The sequence below is a fragment of the Shinella sp. JR1-6 genome, assembly GCF_004284735.1.
Classification (GTDB): Bacteria; Pseudomonadota; Alphaproteobacteria; order Rhizobiales; family Rhizobiaceae; genus Shinella.
In genome coordinates this window covers 88,092-106,793 of the sequence record NZ_SHMI01000001.1, presented here as the reverse complement: position 1 = coordinate 106,793, position 18,702 = coordinate 88,092, and the positions used below count along the sequence as shown (strand labels likewise).

The window sequence follows — 18,702 nt, the reverse complement described above, 5'->3', positions numbered from 1 at the left end:
GTCCTCTCATGATCCGAGTGTGTCGAGCGCCATGTTGAGCTGTAGCACGTTCACTTGCGGTTCGCCGAACACGCCGAGGAGCCGGCCCTCGACCTGCCGCCCGACAAGGGCCTCGACCGTCGTTTCCTCCATACCACGCGCCTTTGCAACCCGCGCGACCTGCGCCCGCGCAAAAGCGGGCGAGATATGCGGATCGAGGCCGGAACCGGAGGTCGTCACCGCGTCGGCCGGGATCGGCGTCGCCATGCCCGCCGCCGTCAGCCGGGCGACATCCGCCTCGACACGATCCCGAAGCTTGACGGAGGTCGTGCCCAGGTTCGAGCCGGACGAGGCGGCCGCGTTGTAGGCGTCCGGTCCGGTGGCCGAAGGACGCGGCCAGAAATACTTGTCCGAGGCAAAGGCCTGCCCGATGAGGTCGGAGCCGACGACGGCTCCGTTCCTTTCGACGAGAGAACCATTGGCGGCGGACGGCATCACGACCTGCGCGATGCCGGTCACGGCGAGCGGATAGGCAAGGCCGAGAAGCGCCGTCAGGGCGAAGACGAGAGTGAGGGCCGGGCGAAGTTGTTTCAGCATGATCACACCAGATTTAGGGCGCTGACGGCAAGATCGATAGCCTTGATGCCTGCAAAAGGCAGGACGAGACCACCGAGACCGTAGACGAGAAGGTTACGGCGCAACAGGGCGGCCGCTCCCGCCGGACGATAGGCGACACCGCGCAGCGCCAGCGGAATGAGCGCCACGATGATCAGCGCATTGAAGATGACGGCCGAAAGGATGGCCGATTGCGGCGAGGCGAGTTGCATGATGTTGAGTGCATCGAGCGCCGGATAGGTCGCGACGAAGAGGGCCGGGATGATCGCGAAATATTTGGCGACATCGTTGGCGATCGAGAAGGTGGTCAGCGAACCGCGCGTCATCAGCAATTGCTTGCCGATCTCGACGATCTCGATGAGCTTGGTCGGGCTCGAATCGAGGTCCACCATGTTGGCCGCCTCGCGGGCCGCCTGCGTGCCCGTCTGCATGGCAACGCCGACATCTGCCTGGGCGAGTGCAGGAGCGTCGTTGGTGCCGTCGCCGCACATGGCGATCAGGCGGCCGCCCTGCTGTTCGCGGCGGATATAGGCCAGCTTGTCCTCCGGCGTCGCCTGGGCAAGGAAATCGTCGACGCCGGCTTCCGAGGCGATGGCTGCGGCCGTCACCGGATTGTCGCCTGTCACCATGACGGTGCGGATGCCCATGGCGCGCAGTGCCGCAAAGCGCTCCTTGATACCCGGCTTGACGATGTCCTTGAGGTGGATGACGCCGAGCAGGCGCGAACCGTCGGCAACGGCGAGCGGCGTGCCGCCGCTGCGCGCGATCGTCTCGACGGCACGACGGAATTCGGCGGGCGCATCACCCTCCTGAACGCCGGCAAAACGCAGCACGGCATCGACCGCGCCTTTGCGCAGCCGGCGGTCACCGAGATCGACGCCGGAAAGGCGGGTCTCGGCGGTGAATTCGATCACGGCATCGAAACGCACCTGCGGCATCGCTACCGAAAACTCACCCGTTGCAAGAGCCACGATCGAACGGCCTTCCGGCGTCTCGTCGGACAGGCTGGCGAGAAGCGCGGCTTCCGCGAGTTCCGAGGGGCTCACGCCCGGCGCCGGCAGGAAATCGCTCGCCATGCGGTTGCCGAAGGTGATGGTGCCCGTCTTGTCGAGCAGCAGCGTATCGACGTCGCCGGCCGCCTCCACCGCCCGGCCGGAGGTGGCAATGACGTTGAAGCGGACGAGGCGATCCATGCCGGCAATGCCGATGGCCGAGAGAAGGCCGCCGATGGTCGTCGGGATGAGCGTGACGAGAAGCGCGGCAAGCACCGTGACCGTCAGGATCGTGCCGGAATAGCCGGCCAGGCCCCAGATGGCGACGCAGACGAAGAGGAAGATCAGCGTCAGGCCCGAAAGCAGGATCGACAGCGCGATCTCGTTCGGCGTCTTCTGCCGCTGCGCGCCCTCGATGAGCGCGATCATGCGATCGACGAAGGAGGAGCCGGGCGCAACGGTGATCTTCACCGTGATCTCGTCGGAAAGCACCTGCGTGCCGCCGGTAACGGCAGAGCGGTCACCGCCGGATTCGCGGATGACGGGAGCGGATTCGCCGGTGATTGCGCTTTCATTGACCGAAGCAACCCCTTCGATCACCTCGCCGTCGCCGGGAATGAGTTCGCCGGCGGCAACAAGCACGACATCGCCGATGGCAAGGCTGGTTGCCGGGATCGTTTCGACCGCGCCGGAGGCCGACCGCCGCCTTGCGACGAGTTCCGACTTGGTCCGCTTCAGGCTGTCGGCCTGGGCGCGGCCGCGCCCTTCGGCGACGGCCTCTGCAAAGGTCGCAAAGAGCACGGTAAACCAGAGCCAGGCCGCAATCTGGCCGGAAAAGCCCGCCTGCGCGCTGCCGGTAAAAAGATCGCGCAGGAAAAGCACGGTGACGACGGCGGCGACAGCCTCGGTGACGAAGATCACCGGATTGCGCACCAGCTGGCGCGGGTCGAGCTTGACGAAAGCATCGCGCGCGGCCGGCAGGAGGATGGCTGGGTCGAGAAGGCCCGGCGCGTGGTGGTCCTTTGACATGATCTGTTCCTTCAGAAGGTCTGGCCGGCAAGCATCGCCAGATGTTCGACGATGGGGCCGAGGGCAAGCGCAGGGAAGAACTGCAGGCCGCCGAGAATGAGGATGATGCCGATGAGGAGGCCGACGAAGAGCGGCCCGTCCGTCGGGAAGGTGCCGGAGGACGGGGGCACCTTCACCTTGGCCGCCAGCGAACCGGCGATCGCCATGACGGGTATCATATAGGCGAAGCGGCCGAGCAGCATGGCGATGCCGAGCGTCGTGTTGTACCAGACGGTGTTGCCCGTCAGCCCGCCGAAGGCCGAGCCGTTGTTGCCGGCCGCGGACGTATAGGCATAGAGGATTTCCGACAGGCCGTGCGGGCCGGCCGTGCCGATGCTGGCGACGGCGAAGGGCAGCATGGCGGAAACTGCGGTGAAGCCGAGGATGGTGAGCGGCAGGACGAGCACGGCGAGCATGGCATATTTCATCTCGCGGCCCTCGATCTTCTTGCCGAGGAATTCCGGCGTGCGGCCGACCATCAGGCCGGACACGAAGACGGAAAGCAGCGCGAAGACGAGCATGCCGTACAGACCGGACCCGACACCACCCGGCAAAACCTCACCGAGCTGCATCAGGAACATCGGCACAAGACCGCCGAGACCGGTGAAGGAGCCGTGCATGCCGTTGACGCCACCGTCTGAAAGGCCGGTCGTGACGGCGGCATAGAGCGCGGTCATCGCCTGGCCGAAGCGCACTTCCTTGCCTTCCATATTGCCGGCGGAAGCATCGACGCCAAGAGCGGTCAGGATCGGATTGCCCGCGGCCTCCGCCCAGTAGACGACGGCAACGCCTGATATCAGCAGGATCGCCATGGCGCTGATGATCGCCCAGCCCTGGCGGCGGTTACCGACGAGCTGGCCGAACGTGTAGACCAGCGCGGCCGAGATCGACAGCATGGCGAAGATGTTGAGATAGTTGGAGAACGTCGTGGGGTTCTCGAAGGGATGGGCGGCGTTGACGTTGAAGAAGCCGCCACCATTGGTGCCGAGCTGCTTGATCGCCTCCTGCGAGGCGACCGGGCCGAGCGAGATCGTCTGGCTCGTGCCCTCGAGCGTGGTCGCCGTCACGGCACCGTCCAGCGTCTGCGGCAAGCCCATGGCGACGAAAGCAAGCGCGACGACGATCGCCATCGGCAGCAGCACATAGAGCACCGCCCGCGTCATATCCACCCAGAAATTGCCAAGCGTTGCGACCTTCGAGCGGACGAAAGCCCGCGTCAGCGCCATGGCGAGCGCGATGCCCGTTGCGGCGGACAGGAAGTTCTGCACCGTCAGGCCGGCCATCTGGCTGAAATGGCTGAGCGTGGTTTCGCCGCCATAGTTCTGCCAGTTGGTGTTGGTGACGAAGGATACCGTCGTGTTGAAGGCGAGGTCCGGTGCCATGCCGGCAAAACCCTGCGGGTTGAGCGGCAAATACGCCTGCAGACGCAGGATCGCATAGAGCGCGACAAAGCCGGCGATGGAGAAGGCCAGCATCGAGGCCGTATAGGCGAGCCAGCCCTGCTCTTTGCCGGGGTTTATGCCGGAAACGCGATAGAGGTCCGTTTCCAGACGTCCGAGAACCGGCGACAGCGCAGTGCGCTCGCCGGCAAAGACGCGGGCCATGTACAATCCGAGCGGCTTGATCGTGACGAGCACCGCGAGGAAGAAGAGGGCGATTTGCAGCCACCCGATCGTGGTCATCAAAATTCTCCAGAAAACTCAGAAGCGTTCGGGCCGCAGCAGCGTGACCACGAGATAGGCGCCAAGGGCAAGCGCGACGAAAAGGCCGAAAAGGGGTTCAAGCACTGTCGTCTCCTCAAAGCCGGTCGAGCGCGCGGGCATAGGCTGCGAACACGACGAACGTGGCGCAGCCAAGCGCGAGGAATATGAAATCGGACATGTCCGTCTCCTGTTTATGCTGGCGGCACACTAGGAGCGGACGGGGTCAGGTTTCGATTGGGAAGGCAGGGAAGCGACGTAAGGAAAAGATAAAGATGCGTTTTCCGGTCCGCAGCGTATTTTTTCAAAGCGGTAGGGAATAATCCGGCAGGCATCGGTGTCTTGGCAGGGGCGGCTCAGGAAAGTCGCCGTAACGATGGGAGACGACCATGAAGTTCCTAGTCCTCGTACCATTCGCCGTCGCGGTCCTTGCGGGCACGGCTTTCGCTGCCGAACCGTTCACGGCCGTCAAGACCGACAAGGGCGAGGTGCTTGCCGGCGAGAAGGGCATGACCCTCTATACCTTCAAGAAAGACAAGCCCGGCACCTCGAACTGCTACGACAAATGCGCGGCGAACTGGCCGCCGGCCATCGCCGCTTCCGATGCGGCCGCAGAGGGTGCATACTCCCTCGTCACCCGCAAGGACGGGGCGAAACAATGGGCCAAGGACGGCATGCCGCTCTACTACTGGGTCAAGGACAAGAAGGAAGGCGATACGACCGGCGACGGTGTGAACGGCGTCTGGGATGTCGCAAAGCCCTGACCCGCACGGCGTCGGGATGGGCAGCGGGCGGGAGGGCGTATCCTCCTCGCCCGTCTCTTTCGACGCCGAGATCCTGGCCCTCTTGCCACAGCTCCGGCGCTACTCCCGCAGCCTGACGCGATCGGATGCGGAAAGCGAGGATCTGCTGCAGGACTGTGTCGAAAAGGCGCTGAGCCACCGGGGGCAATGGCGCGGCGCAAACATTCGCGCTTGGGCCTACCGGATCATGACCAACCTGCATCTCAACGCCCGCCGCGCCGTCGCGCGCCGCCCGTCCGTCGGCATCGAGGCGGCCGAGAGCATCGCCGAAGGCGCCCCGCCCTCCGATCCGCTGGCGCGGAACCGGCTCGTTCAGGCGCTCGACACCCTGCCGAAGGAGGCGCGGGCCGTGCTGATGCTGGTTGCGGTCGAAGGCCACACCTATCAGGAAGTTGCCGAAATCCTGGATGTCCCGGCCGGCACCGTCATGTCGCGCCTCTCCCGCGCCCGGCAGATGCTGCGGGAGAAACTGGCAGCCGAAAACGTCATTCACCTGCGGAGCCCCCGATGAGCGAGAGCCGCCCCGTGACCGAAACGGACCTGCACGCCTTTGCCGACGGCTTTCTGGAGGGAGCTGAACACGAACGTGTGGAAGCCCATCTCGCCGACAACCCGGAAGCCGCACGACTGGTGGCCGACTGGCAGGCGCAGAACGATGGCCTGAGAGACGCCTTTACCGCCTATGCCACCGCCCGCCCCTCCGATCTCCAGCTCATCACCGGACATCGTGCCGCTAAAAGGGTCGCAACGCCGCACCTTGCAATGGCCGCCGCGGCAATGCTCGTCTTCATGCTCGGCGGCCTTGCCGGCCATTTCGGCCCGATGCTCCTTGAAAGGGCGCCGACGATGACGGCCATGGATGCCCTCCCGCACGAGGCGCGCAATGCCTATCTCATCTATGCGAGCGAGGTGCGCCATCCCGTCGAGGTCTTTGCCGACCAGGAGGCGCATCTGGCACGATGGCTCGGAAAACGCCTTGCCATCGACGACCTGAAGGTCCCGGACCTAACGACGCTCGGCTTCAAGCTGGTGGGCGGTCGCCTCTTGCCCGTCACCGACAAGCCCGGCGCCCTGTTCATGTACGAGGACGAAACCGGGCGCCGCGTCACGGTCCTCGTTGCCCGCAACGAGGAAAACCGGACGACCAGCTTCCGCTTTGCTTCTACCAGCGGCGTGGAAACCTTCTACTGGATCGATGGCGATCTCGGCTATGCGGTGACCGGCGACATTTCCCGCGAACGGCTCCAACAGATCGCGGAGGAATGCTACCGGCAGTTCCCGACATAAGGCCGTCACAAGTCGGGCCAGGACCCGGCGGTTCTAGAGATAGGACAGGAACAGCACGATCCCCGTTGCAATGACGGCGAGCCGGAGGGCGATGGCTGGCACATGGGCCGCAAGCCGCCCGCCGAGGAACCCGCCGGCCAAGGCACCGGCAAAAACGGGCAAACCCTGCCGCCAGGCAATGCTGCCGCTTGCGATGAACACCGCCGCCGCAAGCGAGGTCACCACCGCCGCCCGAAAATTCTTGCGCAGATTGGCACGCCGGAGCACCGCCTCCCCCTCCAGCATGATCAGCGCCATCAGCACGACACCGAGCCCGGCGCCGAAATAGCCGCCATACAGCGCCGCAGCGAAATCGAGAAACCGGCACCGCAGCCCTTTCCCTCCGGCAAGGCGCCCCACGAGCCGATGCAACGGTGCGGCAAAGGTAAAGAGCAGCGTCGCCGTCAGGATGAGCCAGGGCACGAGCACGCGAAACACATCGTTTCCGCCAAGGAGCAGCAAGGCCGCACCCGCAAGTGCACCTCCCGCCACCCAGGGCATGCTGTCGCTCTCTCCTGCCGGCAGCCGCTCCGGTGCCCCGACGACTGCCAGCGCGTGGCCCGGCCAGATGGCGACCGCGCTCGTCGCCGCGGCCGAAACGGGCGGCACACCCACTGCGATGAGGGCAGGCAGCGTGAAGAAGGTGCCACCGCCGGCGATGGCATTGCAGAGGCCGCCGATCAGGCCGGCCCCTGCGAGAAGAAGGAAATCTGTCAGGATCATCGTCACCTCTGCGGCAAGAATAGACTTGCAGCCGGCGGGCAGTGTCGCGAAGATGCCAAGTGCCATCGCGGAGGTGCCAGAATGCAGGTCGATCCGGTCGCGGGATACGAGGACGGCGCAGCACGGCTCATCGGCCTTTCCACCCGCTTCGAGACGGCGCGCGAGCCGCCGCCACACCGCCATCGCCGCGGGCAATTCGCCTATTGCCCGGATGCGCCTCTCTTGGTGCAGGCCGCAGAGCGTTTCGTCGTGCTCGGTCCCGGCGAGGCGATCTGGATACCCGGCGGCCTGCCGCATGCTCTGAGCGCGCGCAGCGCCCGCACGGCGCACAATCTCTATGTCGAGCCGGGCGCAACGGTGCTTCTCGGCGACCGGCCGATGCTTTTCCGGATCGGTGGACTGGAACGGGAGCTCGTGCACACACTCGCCTCCAGCGATCGCAGGGCTTCCGGCCAACCGGCGCATGAGCGTCTCATCGACGTGTTCTTCGACCGGCTGCGCCCGGCCCGACCTGTCGCGACGCTGGCAATTCCCGCCGATCCCGCACTCGCCGCCATGCAGCGCCAATGGCATGCCGGCGAAGAACGCCTGCTGGAGCTTTCCGATTGGGCCAACAGGCTGGCACTGTCGCCGCGCAGCCTGCAAAGGCGCATTACCACCACCACCGGGCTCTCCTTCCGTGCCTGGCGGCAACGGGTGGTGCTGGCTGCGGGTTTCGATCCGCTGATGCGTGGCCTACCGGTAAAAGTGGTGGCGGCCGATGCCGGCTATGGCTCGGCCAGCGCCTTCGTTTCCGCCTTCCGCAAGGCTTTCGGCGTAACGCCGGGCGCCCTTGCCGAGATGGGCGCGACAGAGCATCCGGGCCGGTGAAAACCGCTCAGGCCCGGCCGGCGCGGATCATCGAGAAATAGTCGTCGCCGCCAACCTGCCCGCCCTTCAGCGCGATCTCGAGGCCATCCGCCGCCCCGCCATGGGCAATGCAGAGCGGCGAACCCGGCGTCTGCGGCAAGGGCATTTTCAGCGTGAGTGCCGCGATCCCCATTTCACCAAGCGCATGGCTTGATGTGTCGCCACCGGCGACGACCGCGCGAACAAGACCGGCACGTGCGACGATCTCCGACTGGATACGCCCCAAGGCACGCCCGAGACGATGACGGGCGCCTGCCGCAGAATCGAGTTCACCGCCGCGGTCCGCCGCAGGCCCGAGCGCGGTATAGAGCACGACGCTGCGCCCTTCCTGCAAGATCCTGAGACCAGCCTCGACGGCCGCAGCAACCGCCGTCGCGTTGTTCTCGCCCGACAGCACGAGCGGATCGAGCGTGACGCCACCAAAGCCGTTTTCCAGCGCATGGCGGATCTGCCGTTCGGTGGTGGGCGAGACGCTGCCCGAAACGACAGCGATGCGATCCACCGGCCCGGCTGCGGGAAAGGCGGGCTTCTCACCGACCAGGCCCTGGTCCCGCCATGTCGGGATCAGGGCGTATTCCAGACCGGAGGAGCCGCAGACAAAGCGGCTCCTCTCCCGCAGCCGGTTCCAGAGCAGGGCACCGGCCGCAACCTGCGTCGCCGCATCGAGCACGTCGACGAGAAGGATATCGGCGTTTTCCGGCTGCGCATCGGCCAGCAGCGCAACCATGTCGATGAGGGTGGAGGAGAGCGTCGTCTGCCGCGAGAGATGCAACAGGAGATTGGCCTCGTTCATCGGCGTCACCGGGTGACGTGCCATGACCGGATGGCGATCGATGCGATAGTTACGCCCCTGATAGGCCGCAAAAAGGTCGCCAAAGGCCGTGTAGCGCCGGATCTGCGGCGCACCGACGATGAGCGGCACCGTCGCCTCGCCGAAGACGGCACGGCCGATCTCTATTGCGCGGCCGATGTTGCCGACATGGGGGGCGGAATCGAAGGTCGAGCAGATCTTGTAGTGGCAAAGCTCGGCATCGAGCGTCTTCAGCCAGCCGAAGGCCGCACGAAGATGCACGTCCATCCAGCCCGGTGTCTCGCTGCGGCTGGTGCCGGCCAGGCCGAAGGCCCGCGCACCGGCAAACCGTGACAGGAGGTCCGCATCCGGCACATCGAGGAAAAGCACGGTCTCCACGCCATTGGACGCGAGGGCCTCCATGACGTCCGTCGAGCCGGTGAAATCGTCGCCGTAGTAGCTGATCAGGGGACGTGTCATCGTCTAGGCTCCCTTGCCATCGGCAAACTTTTCGATGGACTGCGCAAGTTCCGCGTGGTCCTTCGCATAGGCTTCGAGCGGCACGCCCGCGACGGCCGCTTCCCAGGCCTGCCGTACGGCCTTGACGCCCGCCCCCGGCCCGCCCGGATGACTGACGATGCCACCGCCGCACAAGTACAGCAAATCCGTCGAACCCTCCGTCGCCGCGATCGTTTCCGGCGCCTGCCCGCCCCACTGGCCGGAGCCGATGACCGGGAGCGCCACGTCCTTCGTCGAAAACAGCGGCGTGCTGACGGCCTTGTAGGAGCGCACGAAACTCTCGTCGGGCTCCCAGTATTTCACGCGGATGCCGTTGATCTGGAACTGGTCGACACCGAGCAGCCGCCAGAACTGCTGCCAGACGGAAAACTCGAAGCCGAGACCGGCATGGCGGGTCAGGATATCCCACCCGTTGCGGTGGGCATGCAGCACGAGACCCGAGCGCTTGCGCAGAAAGGAAAGGCCGCCGAAGCCGATGGAGTTGATGTTGACGACCGCGCAGTTGCCGCCGGCTGCCAGTACCAGATCATGGTTGCGCATCATCTCGTCGGGATCGGCGTGGCTGATGCCGAACGCATACATGACCTTCTTGCCGGTCTTCTGCTCGTGGTCGAGGATCCTCGGCATGATCGTCGCCACGCGGTCCTTCAGCGGCGAATAGGCCGGGCTCATCAGCTTCTCGTCGTCCTTGATGAAGTCGACGCCCGCAGCGATCAGCTCTCCGACCATCTCGGCCGTCTCGTGCGGCCGAAGGCCGAGTGCCGGCTTGACGATGGTGCCGATGATCGGCCTGTCTTTCACACCCGTCAGCGCGAAGCTTCCGGAAACGCCAAATTGCGGGCCGGGATGCGCGTCAGCGAACTCCGGCGGCAGCTTCATGCCGACGACGCGGATGCCCGTCATACCCTTGATGGAGAACACACCGCCGATCGCGATGGTCATCAGCGCCGAAAGATCGGTCCCGACAGCATCCAGCGGAAAATCGATATCGACATCCGCCCGATGAAAGAGGTGCGCCCCAACGGCTTCATCCGGAAAGGAGGCCCGCTCGGCGGGCGGCAGGGGGCGAATGGCGGCAACGCGCGCTGCAACACGGGCCTTCAGCTCCTCCGTCTCCCCGGGAAGGGCCACGAAGGTGCCGGTCGACTGGTCGCTGGCGATCTTCGCCGCCATGGCCTCGGGCGAACCCGCCGTCTCTATCCGATAGGTCAGACGGATCACGTTTTCTCCTCCCGCACGCGCTTGTGAAAATCCATCAACTGGTATAATGAGTATTTATGTTATTGCAAGCCGACTTTCTCGTGAAAGCTGTTGCGGCAATGAAACTTGATGCATATTCAAACCTGTCGAAACCAGGTGCCCCATGAACGTCGTTTCCGAACCGATCGTCCGCAAGAAACTCTCCGACGAAGTCTTCGCCCGGCTGAAGCACATGATCGAGACCGGCGAACTGAAAGCCGGCGACGACATGCCCTCCGAACGCGAGCTGATGGAGCGCTACGGTGTCGGCCGCCCGGCCATCCGCGAGGCGATGCAGGCGCTCGCCGGCAAGGGGCTGGTGGAGATTTCGCAGGGCGAGCGCGCCAAGGTGCTGCGCATCACCGCCGAATCCATCATCCGCCAGGTCGACCTGCCGGCAAAACTCATGCTCTCCGGCTCCTCCGACACGCTGGAGCATCTGAAAAGCGCCCGCATCTTCTTCGAGCGCGGCATGATCCGCGAGGCCGCCACCAAGGCGAGCCCCACCCAGATTGCCGAACTGCGCGCCCTGCTCGACACGCAGAAACAAAGCCTCGGCGATGCGGATGCCTTCATCGAAGCGGACATGGAGTTCCACCAATGCATTGCGCGGATCTCCGGCAATCCGATCTTCGCGGCCGTCAGCGGTGCGATGCTGGGATGGTTGAAGTCCTATCATACGGAAATGCTCATCTGGACGGGCCGCGAGAATTTCACGCTGGCCGAACACGAGGAAATCATCCGCGCCATCGAGAAGGGTGACGCCGACCTTTCCGAAAAGGCGATGATCAAGCACCTCGAACGCTCCCGCGCGCTCTATGCGCTCAAGGGGCAGAAATAAGGTTCACAGCAGGACCTCGACCGTGCCGTAGGGCGGCAGGCTGATCCTTTGGGCCGCCGGCATCTCCACGCCGCCGCCACCGATCAGCGAAACCGTGCGCGGCATTGCCGGAAGAACTACAACCTGCGCCTCTCGCGTGATGTTCGCCAAAAACAACCGGCTTTCCGCAGCAAGGCCCAGCACCGCATCCGGGCGGGACGTCTCGACGGCGACCAGCGCCGCACCCGAAAGGCTGCCGAGCCGCGCCAGCACATGGGCGAGCGGCCGAAGCGCCCCTTCGGGCGTTGCCTCCCCCTCGCTTGCCACAAGCCCGAACGGCCCCGCCAGCGTCGACAGCGTCAGGACCTCAAGCCCGGCCGAGGCAACCGTAGCGGCATAGGCCAGCGTCCAGGCTGCACCGAACGCCCCGTTATGACGAAGATCCACATTGGCCATCGGAATGCGGCCGCCCGCTGGATTGGCCTTCGTCGCGCTGCCATAGGGATTTTGCCGCATGGCGATTGTCGAAGGGCCGATACGGTACGGCTTGTCACCGTAGAGCGTGCGAACCGAACGCGTGACAAAACGCAGCGCCTCGAAGGTCTGCATGACTGAGAGGTCATCGGCCGCGTGCACGATCGGATTGGTGCAATGACTGACATAATCCAGCAACGCGCCCGGCACACGCTTACGGTTGAGCTCGGTGAAATAACTCATCATGCCGCCACCGAGCCGCACGCCCGAAAAGGCTGCCCGCGCTGCGGCATAAACCGCCTCCAGCGGCGGACACTCCGGCCAGACGCTGCCGGGCGGCGTCGACTGCCGGTCCACCGCAGGACAGACGAACAGCGTATCGAGCACCAGCCCTGCCTTACCGACGAGTGACGCGATATCAGACATTTCATCATCGAGCGGACGTTGGCACGGCACGGCAAATTCCAGCGTCACCTTCAGGCCGGACCGTGCTGCGATCTCAGCATAGCCAGCCAGCGCTTCGATGCCATGGCCGGCGGCAGGATCGAAATGGGCGATCAAATGCCGGGCGCCCACAACGCTCAAGGCATTGAGTGCGGCCCGCTCGCCAGCAAGGCATTCCGGCCTCAGTCCGACGCCGATCTCGGGAAGCCGGTGTGTCGTCGGCACCATCAGCAGCGAAACGGCATCCCCGGCACCGGCCGCGGGCGCTGCATCCTCATCCGCCTCGATCGCAACAGAAACCTGCTGGCTGAACGGTTCGCTCTTCGGCACGCGATAAGGCCAGGGCAGCGCCAGCGGCCGCACATAGGTTTTGTAGGAGCCGTCGGTCCAGTTGCGCTGGTCCTCCATCTCGAAGACATCGCCGAAGAATTCCGTCGTTGCCGCGATACCGGGGGCAACGTGATGGGTAATGGCGGCGATATCCTTGAAGGGCTGCCAGGGCTCTATCCGGTCCGGCCAACGCGCCTGTTCGACGCTGCCGTCACTGTGCTGCACCTCGACCGGTTCGCCCGCAACGCCGACAACCGGATGCAGCACGACGAAGCCCGCGCGCGCAGTTTCAAAATCCGCATCGCTGACGCAATCGGCAGAGAAGGTCACGCTCTCGGCGTTGCCGGTGATCGTGATGGTGCAGTCGAGGTTGGCGCCGGAAGGCGCGCTGAAACGGGCATCATAGCAAACAGAAAAACCCGTTGCCGTTTCTTCGAGCGCAAGATTGGCGATAGCGGCGCCGCAAGTACCCCAATCCCTGTCGCGCACGAGAAATGCAATGGCGCGCAGCACCTCATGGCCACGAAACCGCAGTGTGCGCAGGTTGCCGTCCTGAAGGCCCACACTCAGGTCGCCGGCCGAAAGCGTTCGGCTCTCCGGCTCGCGCTCGCTTGTGCCGTAGAGCCGGAGCAGGTCCCCGCTCATCCCAAAAGATCTCCCAGCGCGATGGTCTCGCCGCGCTTGGCACTGAGATAGGCAGCCTCCACCAAGGCAAAGGTTTTCAGGTTGTCGTGGCCGGAGGTGTCCGGTTCGTGTCCCGTCGCCAGCCGCTCGATCCAGTGTTTCTGGATGAGCGCAACACTCTCCTGGATATTGTGCCAGGGCCGCGAGGCCCAGGGCAGCAGGTTCGGCGCGACGACCGTGTCCGTCGTGCCATCTGGACCATGAACGATGAGCTTGTAGTCCTTGCCGAGCCGCAGCGTGCCCTTGCTGCCGTCGATCTCGACGAAGGTTTCCGGAAAGGGTTCCTGCGGCAGCTTCGTCGCATAGCTGACATCGACAATCGAGGTGATGCCGTTGTCATGGTCGAGCAGCATCGTCGCCACGTCCTCGCCGGCGATATCAGGGTTGATGCGGCGTGTGCGGGCGGTCATGTGGCTGGCATCGCCGAAGAGGAAGCGGGCGATGTCGAGCGAGTGGATGCCGAGGTCCTCGATGATGAAGCGATTGCCCTTGGCGAGATAGGGCTGACCGGAGAACACATCGAAGCCGGAACGGAAGGAGACGCGACCCCAGAAGGGATCACCGATCGCGCCACTATCGAGCACCGCCTTTACGGCTAAGATAGGCGTCTGCCAGCGAAAATTCTCGTGGATCATCAGGGGGATGCCGGCCGTCTGCGCAGCGGCGACCATGGCCTTGGCATCCTCAAGCGTCGGCGCGAACGGTTTCTGGCAGATCGCCGGGATCGAGTGGCTTGCAGCAAGCTCGACCAGTGCGCGATGGCTGCCGACCGTCGTGGCGATATCAACGAAATCGAAGCCGCCATCGGCAAACATCGCTCCCGCCGACTGATAGCGCCTTTCGACGCCGAAGTCGTCACCGACGATACACAGCCGCTCCGGATCGCGGTCGCAGATGGCCACGATGTCCACGTCGGCCAAGTCCCGCCAGCCATGCATCTGGTTGACGGCGAAGAAGCCGCAACCGATCAACGCACCCTTGAACCGCGCCATGCTCAACCTGCCTTTGCCATCTGCATCAAGGTGACGCGCTGCTGGAGCCGGCGCTGCGCCTGGTCCACGACGACGGCCACGATGATCACCAGCCCCTTGATCACCATCTGCCAGAAGGAACTGACACCCATCATCACCAACCCGTCCGAGAGAATGCCGATCACGAAGGCGCCGATGATCGTGCCGCCGATCGTGCCGCGTCCGCCCGACATGGATGTACCACCGAGAACGGCCGCCGCAATGGCGTTAAGCTCCAAATTGGTGCCGGTCGCCGGGTGCGAGGCCATCAGTTCGGAGGAGATGATGAGGCCGACGATCGCCGCGCAGAAGCCGGAGAACATGTAGACGAACATCTTGACGCGGTTGACGCGGATGCCGGACATGCGGGAGGCACGTTCATTGCCACCGACCGCGAAGATGTGCCGGCCGAGGGGCACGAAGCGGGCGAAGTAGGCAGCCCCCAACGCGACGACGATCAGAATCCAGACGGAAACCGGAAGACCGAGGATCGAGCCGGAGCCGAGATAGGAAAAGCCCTGGTTGCCGAGGTCTTCGCGGCCCGTGAGATTGGGCAGCGTCTGGCCATCGGAATAGAGCAGCGCCATGCCGCGCGCCACATAGAGCGTGCCGAGCGTCGCGATGAAGGGCGCGACGTTGAGGCGGGTGATGAGCAGACCGTTGATCGCACCGATCAGAATACCGACTGCCATGACGATGACGGCGACCTCGACGATGTTGAAATAGACCGTGTAGCCGAGCGGCAGCGCCACGCCATACATGATGAGCCCGCCGGCGATCATGCCGCACAGGCCGACGATCGAGCCGACCGAAAGGTCGATGCCGCCGGTGATGATGACGAAGGTCATGCCGATGGCAAGGAACGCGTTCTGCGTCGCGTGTTTCGACATCAGGATCATGTTCGCAGTCGACAAAAAGTTCGGCGCGAAGATCGAGAAGAAGATGATCACCGCGAAGAGCGCGATGAAGGTTCTCAGCTTCATGATCGTGAGCAGGGCGGCGCCCGTGGAAAGGTGGTTGCCGGCGGCGGCAGTTTGCGTTGCTGTCGTCATCACGCGTGCATCCTTTTGGTTTTATGTCCCTCCGCGGAGGCCGAAACGATCATGTCCTCGGTGGCGTCCTTGCGGTCCACCACCGTCACCAGCCGGCCGTTGCTCATCACGGCGATACGGTCGGACAGCGCCATGACCTCTTCGAGGTCGGAGGTGGAGAAGAGGATGGCGAGCCCCTCGCCCGCCAGCCGCCGCATGGTGCGGAAGACGTCCGCCTTGGCCCCGACATCGATGCCGCGGCTGGGCTCGTCCATCAAAAGCACTTTTGGGCCGGTCATCAGCGCCTTGCCGATGACGACCTTCTGCTGGTTGCCGCCAGACATCGAGGTAACGTCGAATTCGGGGTTCTTCGCCTTGATCGAAAGGCTGCGGATCGCCTCGAGGATCGCCTTCTTCTCGAGCTTCAGATCGATATGGAAGCCGCCCTTCAGGAACTGGCCGAGGCTTGCCATCGAGAGGTTGTCCGCAATCGACATGGATTGCACAAGCCCCTCGCGCTGCCGGTCCTCCGGGATCAACGCCAGGCCCTCGCGGATGCGCCGGGTCGTATCACGCCCTTTCAGCTCCTCGCCCTCGACGAAGATTTTTCCCGTATAGTGCTCGTGCCGGCCCATGATGCACTCGAAAAGCTCCGAGCGCCCGGCGCCCATCAAACCATAGATGCCGAGGATTTCGCCCTTGCGCACGCCGATCGAGACATGATCGACGGCATAGCCGCCCTGCGCGCGCGGCAGGCAGATGTCTTCGGTGCGAAACACTTCAGCGCCCGGCTCGTGATCGACCTGCTTGGCAAAATCCTTGGCGTCCGAACCGATCATCGAACGCACGATCCAGCGCGTGTCGATGTCCTTGACCATGGCGTGACCGGTGATCTGGCCGTCCTTCAAGACGGTGATGTAGTCTCCGATACGCATCAGCTCTTCCAGCCGGTGCGAGATGTAGACGATGGCGACGCCGCGCGCCTTGAGGTCGGCGATGACGCGGAAGAGCACGTCGACTTCCGCGGCACTGAGGGCGGACGTCGGTTCGTCCATGATGAGGATGCGCGTATCAAGCGAGACGGCGCGGGCGATCTCGACGAGCTGCTGCTGGCCGATCGGCAGGTCTTCCGCCAGCGTATCGGCGGAAATGCCGGCTTCCAGGCGATTGAGGAATTCGTTCGCCTTTTCGACCTGCGCCTTGTGGTCGATCCCGCGAAGGCCGCGTGTGATCTCGCGCGTCGCAAAGATGTTTTCGGCAACGGAGAGGTTGCCGAAGAGGTTCAGCTCCTGGAAGACGATGCCGATACCGTGGCGCACCGCGTCGGCGGGGCTGTTCAGATGAATGCGCTCGCCGTCCATCCAGATCTCGCCGAGGGTCGGCCGCTCCACGCCGGCGATGATGCGCATCATCGTCGACTTGCCGGCGCCGTTTTCGCCGACGAGCACATTGACCGCGCCGCGCCTGAGCTTCAGGTCCGCCTTCTTCAGCGCCACGATGCCGGAATAGGCCTTCGTGATGTCCTTCAATTCGAGAATGACGTCGCCGTCGTCGATGCCGCTCATCTCAGCCTCCGACGGTGATCGTAACGGGTACGAATTGCGGCAACTGCCCCTTGGCCGGCAGCGGATAGGCGCCCATCGCCTTGATCGTCTTGCCGTTCAGGCTTTCGCGGGGCAGTTTTTCCAGCAACAGGCCGTTCACATGGGTGTTGAACGACTTGCCGTATTGCGCCCACTCGATCTGGTTCTTGAACTCGTTAAAGTTCACGAACTTCAGGCTGTCACGGATGGCCGTGCCGCGAATGGCCGGGCCGATCGAGACGCGCACATCCGCCTTCTTGTCGCCGTCGACGTCCACATCGACATAGGCTGCGCGCGATTTCGTTTCTTCAGCAACGATCACCCCGTCGACCTTGGCCGCGAACGTCCAGGGCGCATTGCCCTGCTTTTCCTTGTGACCGTATTTTTCGGCGGCGGCATTCAGGTCGCTTGCCGCGAGAGCGGAAACCGCCTGAAATGCACCGGCACGCTCGTCGAGATAGGGCACGACCTTGGCGTCCCAGATATCGGCGACCAGCTTGTCCGGATTGAAGGCCCCGGCCGCCGCCTGCTTCTGCTCGTCTTCCGTCTTGACGAACTTGCAGCCGCCAAGCGCCAGCGCGCCGGCCAGCAGAACCGGAAAGGCAGCCTGAAACCTCAGCATTCCCATTCTCCGTCATGAATGAAATGCGAGGCGGGACCGTACCCCGCCTCGCACCGTCGCGGGGGAGGATTATTCCGCGAGCGCGAAGGTTTCGAGCTTGCCAGCGTTGTCAGCGGTGATCAGCACGCAGTCCATGAGCTGCTTTTCCTCGGCCGGCGCCTTGCCGGTCGTGATGTATTCATGCGCCTGGGTGACGGCGAGCTGGGCCTGGGCATAGGCCGGCTGCATGACGGTGGCCTTGATGCCGCCCGCCTTGATCGAGTCGCGAACGTCGTTCGAACCGTCGAAGCCGACGACGATGACGTCCTTGCGGCCGGCCGCCTGAAGCGCCGCGATCGCGCCCATGGCCATCGTGTCGTTGCCGGCGATCACGCCCTGGATATCCGGGTTGGCCTGAAGGATCGTCTCCATCTTGGAGTAGCCTTCGGTCTGGCTCCAGTTGGCCGACTGCTGGGCGACCATCTTCATGTCGGGGTACTCGTCGATGACGTCGTGATAGCCCTTGGAGCGAATGCCGGCATTGAGATCGGCTTCGCGGCCGAGCAGCTCGACATAATTGCCCTTCTCGCCCATCAGCTTGACGAACTCTTCCGCGCCGAGCTGCGCGCCCTGATAGTTGTTCGAGACGATCTGCGAGACGGCAACGCCGGTGGCGTTGATTTCGCGGTCGATCAGGAAGGACGGAACACCCGCATCCTTCGCCTTCTGCACGGCAGCGATCGAGGCTTCCGAGCCGGCATTGTCGAGGATGATCGCCTTCGCGCCGCGGCCGATCGCGGTGTCGATGAGCTGCGACTGCTTGTTGGCGTCGTCATCGTGCACGAGCACCAGCGTCTCGTAGCCGAGTTCCTTGGCCTTCGCCTCGGCACCGACGGCTTCCGCCTTGAAGAACGGATTGTCGTGGCTCGGCGTGATGATGGCGATGAGATCCGCTGCAAAGGACGGCATGGCAACGCCGGCAGCCATGACAGCGGCGAAACCGACGGTGATCAGTCTACGGGTAATGTTCATATTTTTCCTCCCTGTTAGGCACCGGTCTCT

The 18,702-nt window shown here is 64.2% G+C and carries 18 protein-coding genes; 5 read left to right on the top strand and 13 right to left on the bottom strand.

Annotation, left to right across the window (positions count from 1 at the left end):
- Positions 1–6: 6 nt before the first annotated feature.
- The 4 genes from kdpC to kdpF are packed head-to-tail and all read right to left on the bottom strand — an operon-like array spanning position 7 to position 4,477.
- A complete protein-coding gene (kdpC, locus tag EXZ48_RS00480) occupies positions 7–576 on the bottom strand; it encodes a potassium-transporting ATPase subunit KdpC (protein ID WP_023513925.1) in 570 nt (189 codons plus the stop codon).
- Positions 577–578: 2 nt separating this feature from the next.
- The gene (gene kdpB, locus EXZ48_RS00475) at positions 579–2,615 is read right to left on the bottom strand and encodes a potassium-transporting ATPase subunit KdpB (RefSeq protein WP_023513924.1); all 2,037 of its coding nucleotides are present in this window, start codon (positions 2,613–2,615) and stop codon (positions 579–581) included.
- Between the two features lie 11 nt (positions 2,616–2,626).
- A complete protein-coding gene (gene kdpA / locus EXZ48_RS00470) occupies positions 2,627–4,336 on the bottom strand; it encodes a potassium-transporting ATPase subunit KdpA (protein WP_130513978.1) in 1,710 nt (569 codons plus the stop codon).
- A gap of 18 nt (positions 4,337–4,354) precedes the next feature.
- A complete protein-coding gene (gene kdpF / locus EXZ48_RS00465) occupies positions 4,355–4,477 on the bottom strand; it encodes a K(+)-transporting ATPase subunit F (RefSeq protein ID WP_081870726.1) in 123 nt (40 codons plus the stop codon).
- 266 nt (positions 4,478–4,743) lie between these two features.
- Between kdpF and EXZ48_RS00460 the strand changes: the two genes are divergently transcribed.
- Genes EXZ48_RS00460 through EXZ48_RS00450 form a run of 3 tightly spaced genes read left to right on the top strand, consistent with a single transcriptional unit; the run spans position 4,744 to position 6,444 of the window.
- The gene (locus tag EXZ48_RS00460; RefSeq protein ID WP_130513977.1) at positions 4,744–5,118 is read left to right on the top strand and encodes a hypothetical protein; all 375 of its coding nucleotides are present in this window, start codon (positions 4,744–4,746) and stop codon (positions 5,116–5,118) included.
- A complete protein-coding gene (locus tag EXZ48_RS00455) occupies positions 5,102–5,668 on the top strand; it encodes an RNA polymerase sigma factor (protein WP_130513976.1) in 567 nt (188 codons plus the stop codon). Before EXZ48_RS00460 ends, EXZ48_RS00455 begins: the two co-directional genes overlap by 17 nt.
- Entirely contained in the window at positions 5,665–6,444 is a 780-nt protein-coding gene (locus tag EXZ48_RS00450; protein WP_130513975.1) for an anti-sigma factor, read from the top strand. The genes EXZ48_RS00455 and EXZ48_RS00450 overlap by 4 nt, the downstream gene beginning before the upstream one ends.
- Before the next feature lie 33 nt (positions 6,445–6,477).
- Here EXZ48_RS00450 and EXZ48_RS00445 read toward each other — a convergent pair whose 3' ends face one another.
- Positions 6,478–7,272, bottom strand: coding sequence for a TSUP family transporter (locus EXZ48_RS00445; protein ID WP_245461869.1), 795 nt, complete (start codon positions 7,270–7,272; stop codon positions 6,478–6,480).
- A gap of 15 nt (positions 7,273–7,287) precedes the next feature.
- Between EXZ48_RS00445 and EXZ48_RS00440 the strand changes: the two genes are divergently transcribed.
- Positions 7,288–8,076, top strand: a complete 789-nt coding sequence (locus tag EXZ48_RS00440) for a helix-turn-helix transcriptional regulator (protein WP_023513918.1) — start codon at positions 7,288–7,290, stop codon at positions 8,074–8,076.
- A gap of 7 nt (positions 8,077–8,083) precedes the next feature.
- On the opposite strand, the gene EXZ48_RS00435 is transcribed toward EXZ48_RS00440, so the two are convergent.
- Both EXZ48_RS00435 and oiaX read right to left on the bottom strand, forming a co-directional pair.
- On the bottom strand, positions 8,084–9,385 hold the full coding sequence (locus EXZ48_RS00435) for a four-carbon acid sugar kinase family protein (protein WP_130513974.1): 1,302 nt from the start codon (positions 9,383–9,385) through the stop codon (positions 8,084–8,086).
- Between the two features lie 3 nt (positions 9,386–9,388).
- Entirely contained in the window at positions 9,389–10,645 is a 1,257-nt protein-coding gene (oiaX, locus tag EXZ48_RS00430) for a 3-oxo-isoapionate-4-phosphate decarboxylase OiaX (protein ID WP_130513973.1), read from the bottom strand.
- Between the two features lie 142 nt (positions 10,646–10,787).
- Here oiaX and EXZ48_RS00425 point away from each other — a divergent pair, with 142 nt between their 5' ends.
- Positions 10,788–11,504, top strand: a complete 717-nt coding sequence (locus EXZ48_RS00425; RefSeq protein ID WP_023513982.1) for a transcriptional regulator NanR — start codon at positions 10,788–10,790, stop codon at positions 11,502–11,504.
- Positions 11,505–11,507: 3 nt separating this feature from the next.
- Here EXZ48_RS00425 and EXZ48_RS00420 read toward each other — a convergent pair whose 3' ends face one another.
- From EXZ48_RS00420 to EXZ48_RS00395, 6 genes are all read right to left on the bottom strand, one after another.
- The gene (locus EXZ48_RS00420; RefSeq protein WP_130513972.1) at positions 11,508–13,376 is read right to left on the bottom strand and encodes a hypothetical protein; all 1,869 of its coding nucleotides are present in this window, start codon (positions 13,374–13,376) and stop codon (positions 11,508–11,510) included.
- Positions 13,373–14,407, bottom strand: a complete 1,035-nt coding sequence (locus tag EXZ48_RS00415; RefSeq protein WP_130513971.1) for a Gfo/Idh/MocA family protein — start codon at positions 14,405–14,407, stop codon at positions 13,373–13,375. Before EXZ48_RS00415 ends, EXZ48_RS00420 begins: the two co-directional genes overlap by 4 nt.
- 2 nt (positions 14,408–14,409) lie before the next feature.
- Complete coding sequence (locus tag EXZ48_RS00410; protein ID WP_130514214.1) at positions 14,410–15,477, bottom strand: ABC transporter permease; 1,068 nt, start codon at positions 15,475–15,477, stop codon at positions 14,410–14,412.
- Positions 15,477–17,021, bottom strand: coding sequence for a sugar ABC transporter ATP-binding protein (locus EXZ48_RS00405; protein ID WP_130513970.1), 1,545 nt, complete (start codon positions 17,019–17,021; stop codon positions 15,477–15,479). Before EXZ48_RS00405 ends, EXZ48_RS00410 begins: the two co-directional genes overlap by 1 nt.
- Before the next feature lies 1 nt (position 17,022).
- Positions 17,023–17,661, bottom strand: coding sequence for a DUF2291 family protein (locus EXZ48_RS00400; RefSeq protein ID WP_130513969.1), 639 nt, complete (start codon positions 17,659–17,661; stop codon positions 17,023–17,025).
- A 69-nt stretch (positions 17,662–17,730) separates the two neighbouring features.
- On the bottom strand, positions 17,731–18,672 hold the full coding sequence (locus tag EXZ48_RS00395) for a D-ribose ABC transporter substrate-binding protein (RefSeq protein WP_024271314.1): 942 nt from the start codon (positions 18,670–18,672) through the stop codon (positions 17,731–17,733).
- Between the last annotated feature and the right edge of the window lie 30 nt (positions 18,673–18,702).

What these genes read in the sequence shown, in the direction of transcription:
- EXZ48_RS00435 (WP_130513974.1), bottom strand. Translation starts at nt 9,385, where the DNA reads ATGACACGTCCCCTGATCAGCTACTACGGCGACGATTTCACCGGCTCG.
- EXZ48_RS00400 (WP_130513969.1), bottom strand. Translation starts at nt 17,661, where the DNA reads ATGCTGAGGTTTCAGGCTGCCTTTCCGGTTCTGCTGGCCGGCGCGCTG.
- EXZ48_RS00395 (WP_024271314.1), bottom strand. Translation starts at nt 18,672, where the DNA reads ATGAACATTACCCGTAGACTGATCACCGTCGGTTTCGCCGCTGTCATG.
- kdpA (WP_130513978.1), bottom strand. Translation starts at nt 4,336, where the DNA reads ATGACCACGATCGGGTGGCTGCAAATCGCCCTCTTCTTCCTCGCGGTG.
- EXZ48_RS00440 (WP_023513918.1), top strand. Translation starts at nt 7,288, where the DNA reads ATGCAGGTCGATCCGGTCGCGGGATACGAGGACGGCGCAGCACGGCTC.
- EXZ48_RS00450 (WP_130513975.1), top strand. Translation starts at nt 5,665, where the DNA reads ATGAGCGAGAGCCGCCCCGTGACCGAAACGGACCTGCACGCCTTTGCC.
- EXZ48_RS00425 (WP_023513982.1), top strand. Translation starts at nt 10,788, where the DNA reads ATGAACGTCGTTTCCGAACCGATCGTCCGCAAGAAACTCTCCGACGAA.
- EXZ48_RS00405 (WP_130513970.1), bottom strand. Translation starts at nt 17,021, where the DNA reads ATGAGCGGCATCGACGACGGCGACGTCATTCTCGAATTGAAGGACATC.
- kdpF (WP_081870726.1), bottom strand. Translation starts at nt 4,477, where the DNA reads ATGCCCGCGCGCTCGACCGGCTTTGAGGAGACGACAGTGCTTGAACCC.
- EXZ48_RS00420 (WP_130513972.1), bottom strand. Translation starts at nt 13,376, where the DNA reads ATGAGCGGGGACCTGCTCCGGCTCTACGGCACAAGCGAGCGCGAGCCG.
- EXZ48_RS00415 (WP_130513971.1), bottom strand. Translation starts at nt 14,407, where the DNA reads ATGGCGCGGTTCAAGGGTGCGTTGATCGGTTGCGGCTTCTTCGCCGTC.
- EXZ48_RS00460 (WP_130513977.1), top strand. Translation starts at nt 4,744, where the DNA reads ATGAAGTTCCTAGTCCTCGTACCATTCGCCGTCGCGGTCCTTGCGGGC.
- kdpC (WP_023513925.1), bottom strand. Translation starts at nt 576, where the DNA reads ATGCTGAAACAACTTCGCCCGGCCCTCACTCTCGTCTTCGCCCTGACG.
- EXZ48_RS00410 (WP_130514214.1), bottom strand. Translation starts at nt 15,477, where the DNA reads ATGACGACAGCAACGCAAACTGCCGCCGCCGGCAACCACCTTTCCACG.
- kdpB (WP_023513924.1), bottom strand. Translation starts at nt 2,615, where the DNA reads ATGTCAAAGGACCACCACGCGCCGGGCCTTCTCGACCCAGCCATCCTC.
- EXZ48_RS00455 (WP_130513976.1), top strand. Translation starts at nt 5,102, where the DNA reads ATGTCGCAAAGCCCTGACCCGCACGGCGTCGGGATGGGCAGCGGGCGG.
- EXZ48_RS00445 (WP_245461869.1), bottom strand. Translation starts at nt 7,272, where the DNA reads ATGGCACTTGGCATCTTCGCGACACTGCCCGCCGGCTGCAAGTCTATT.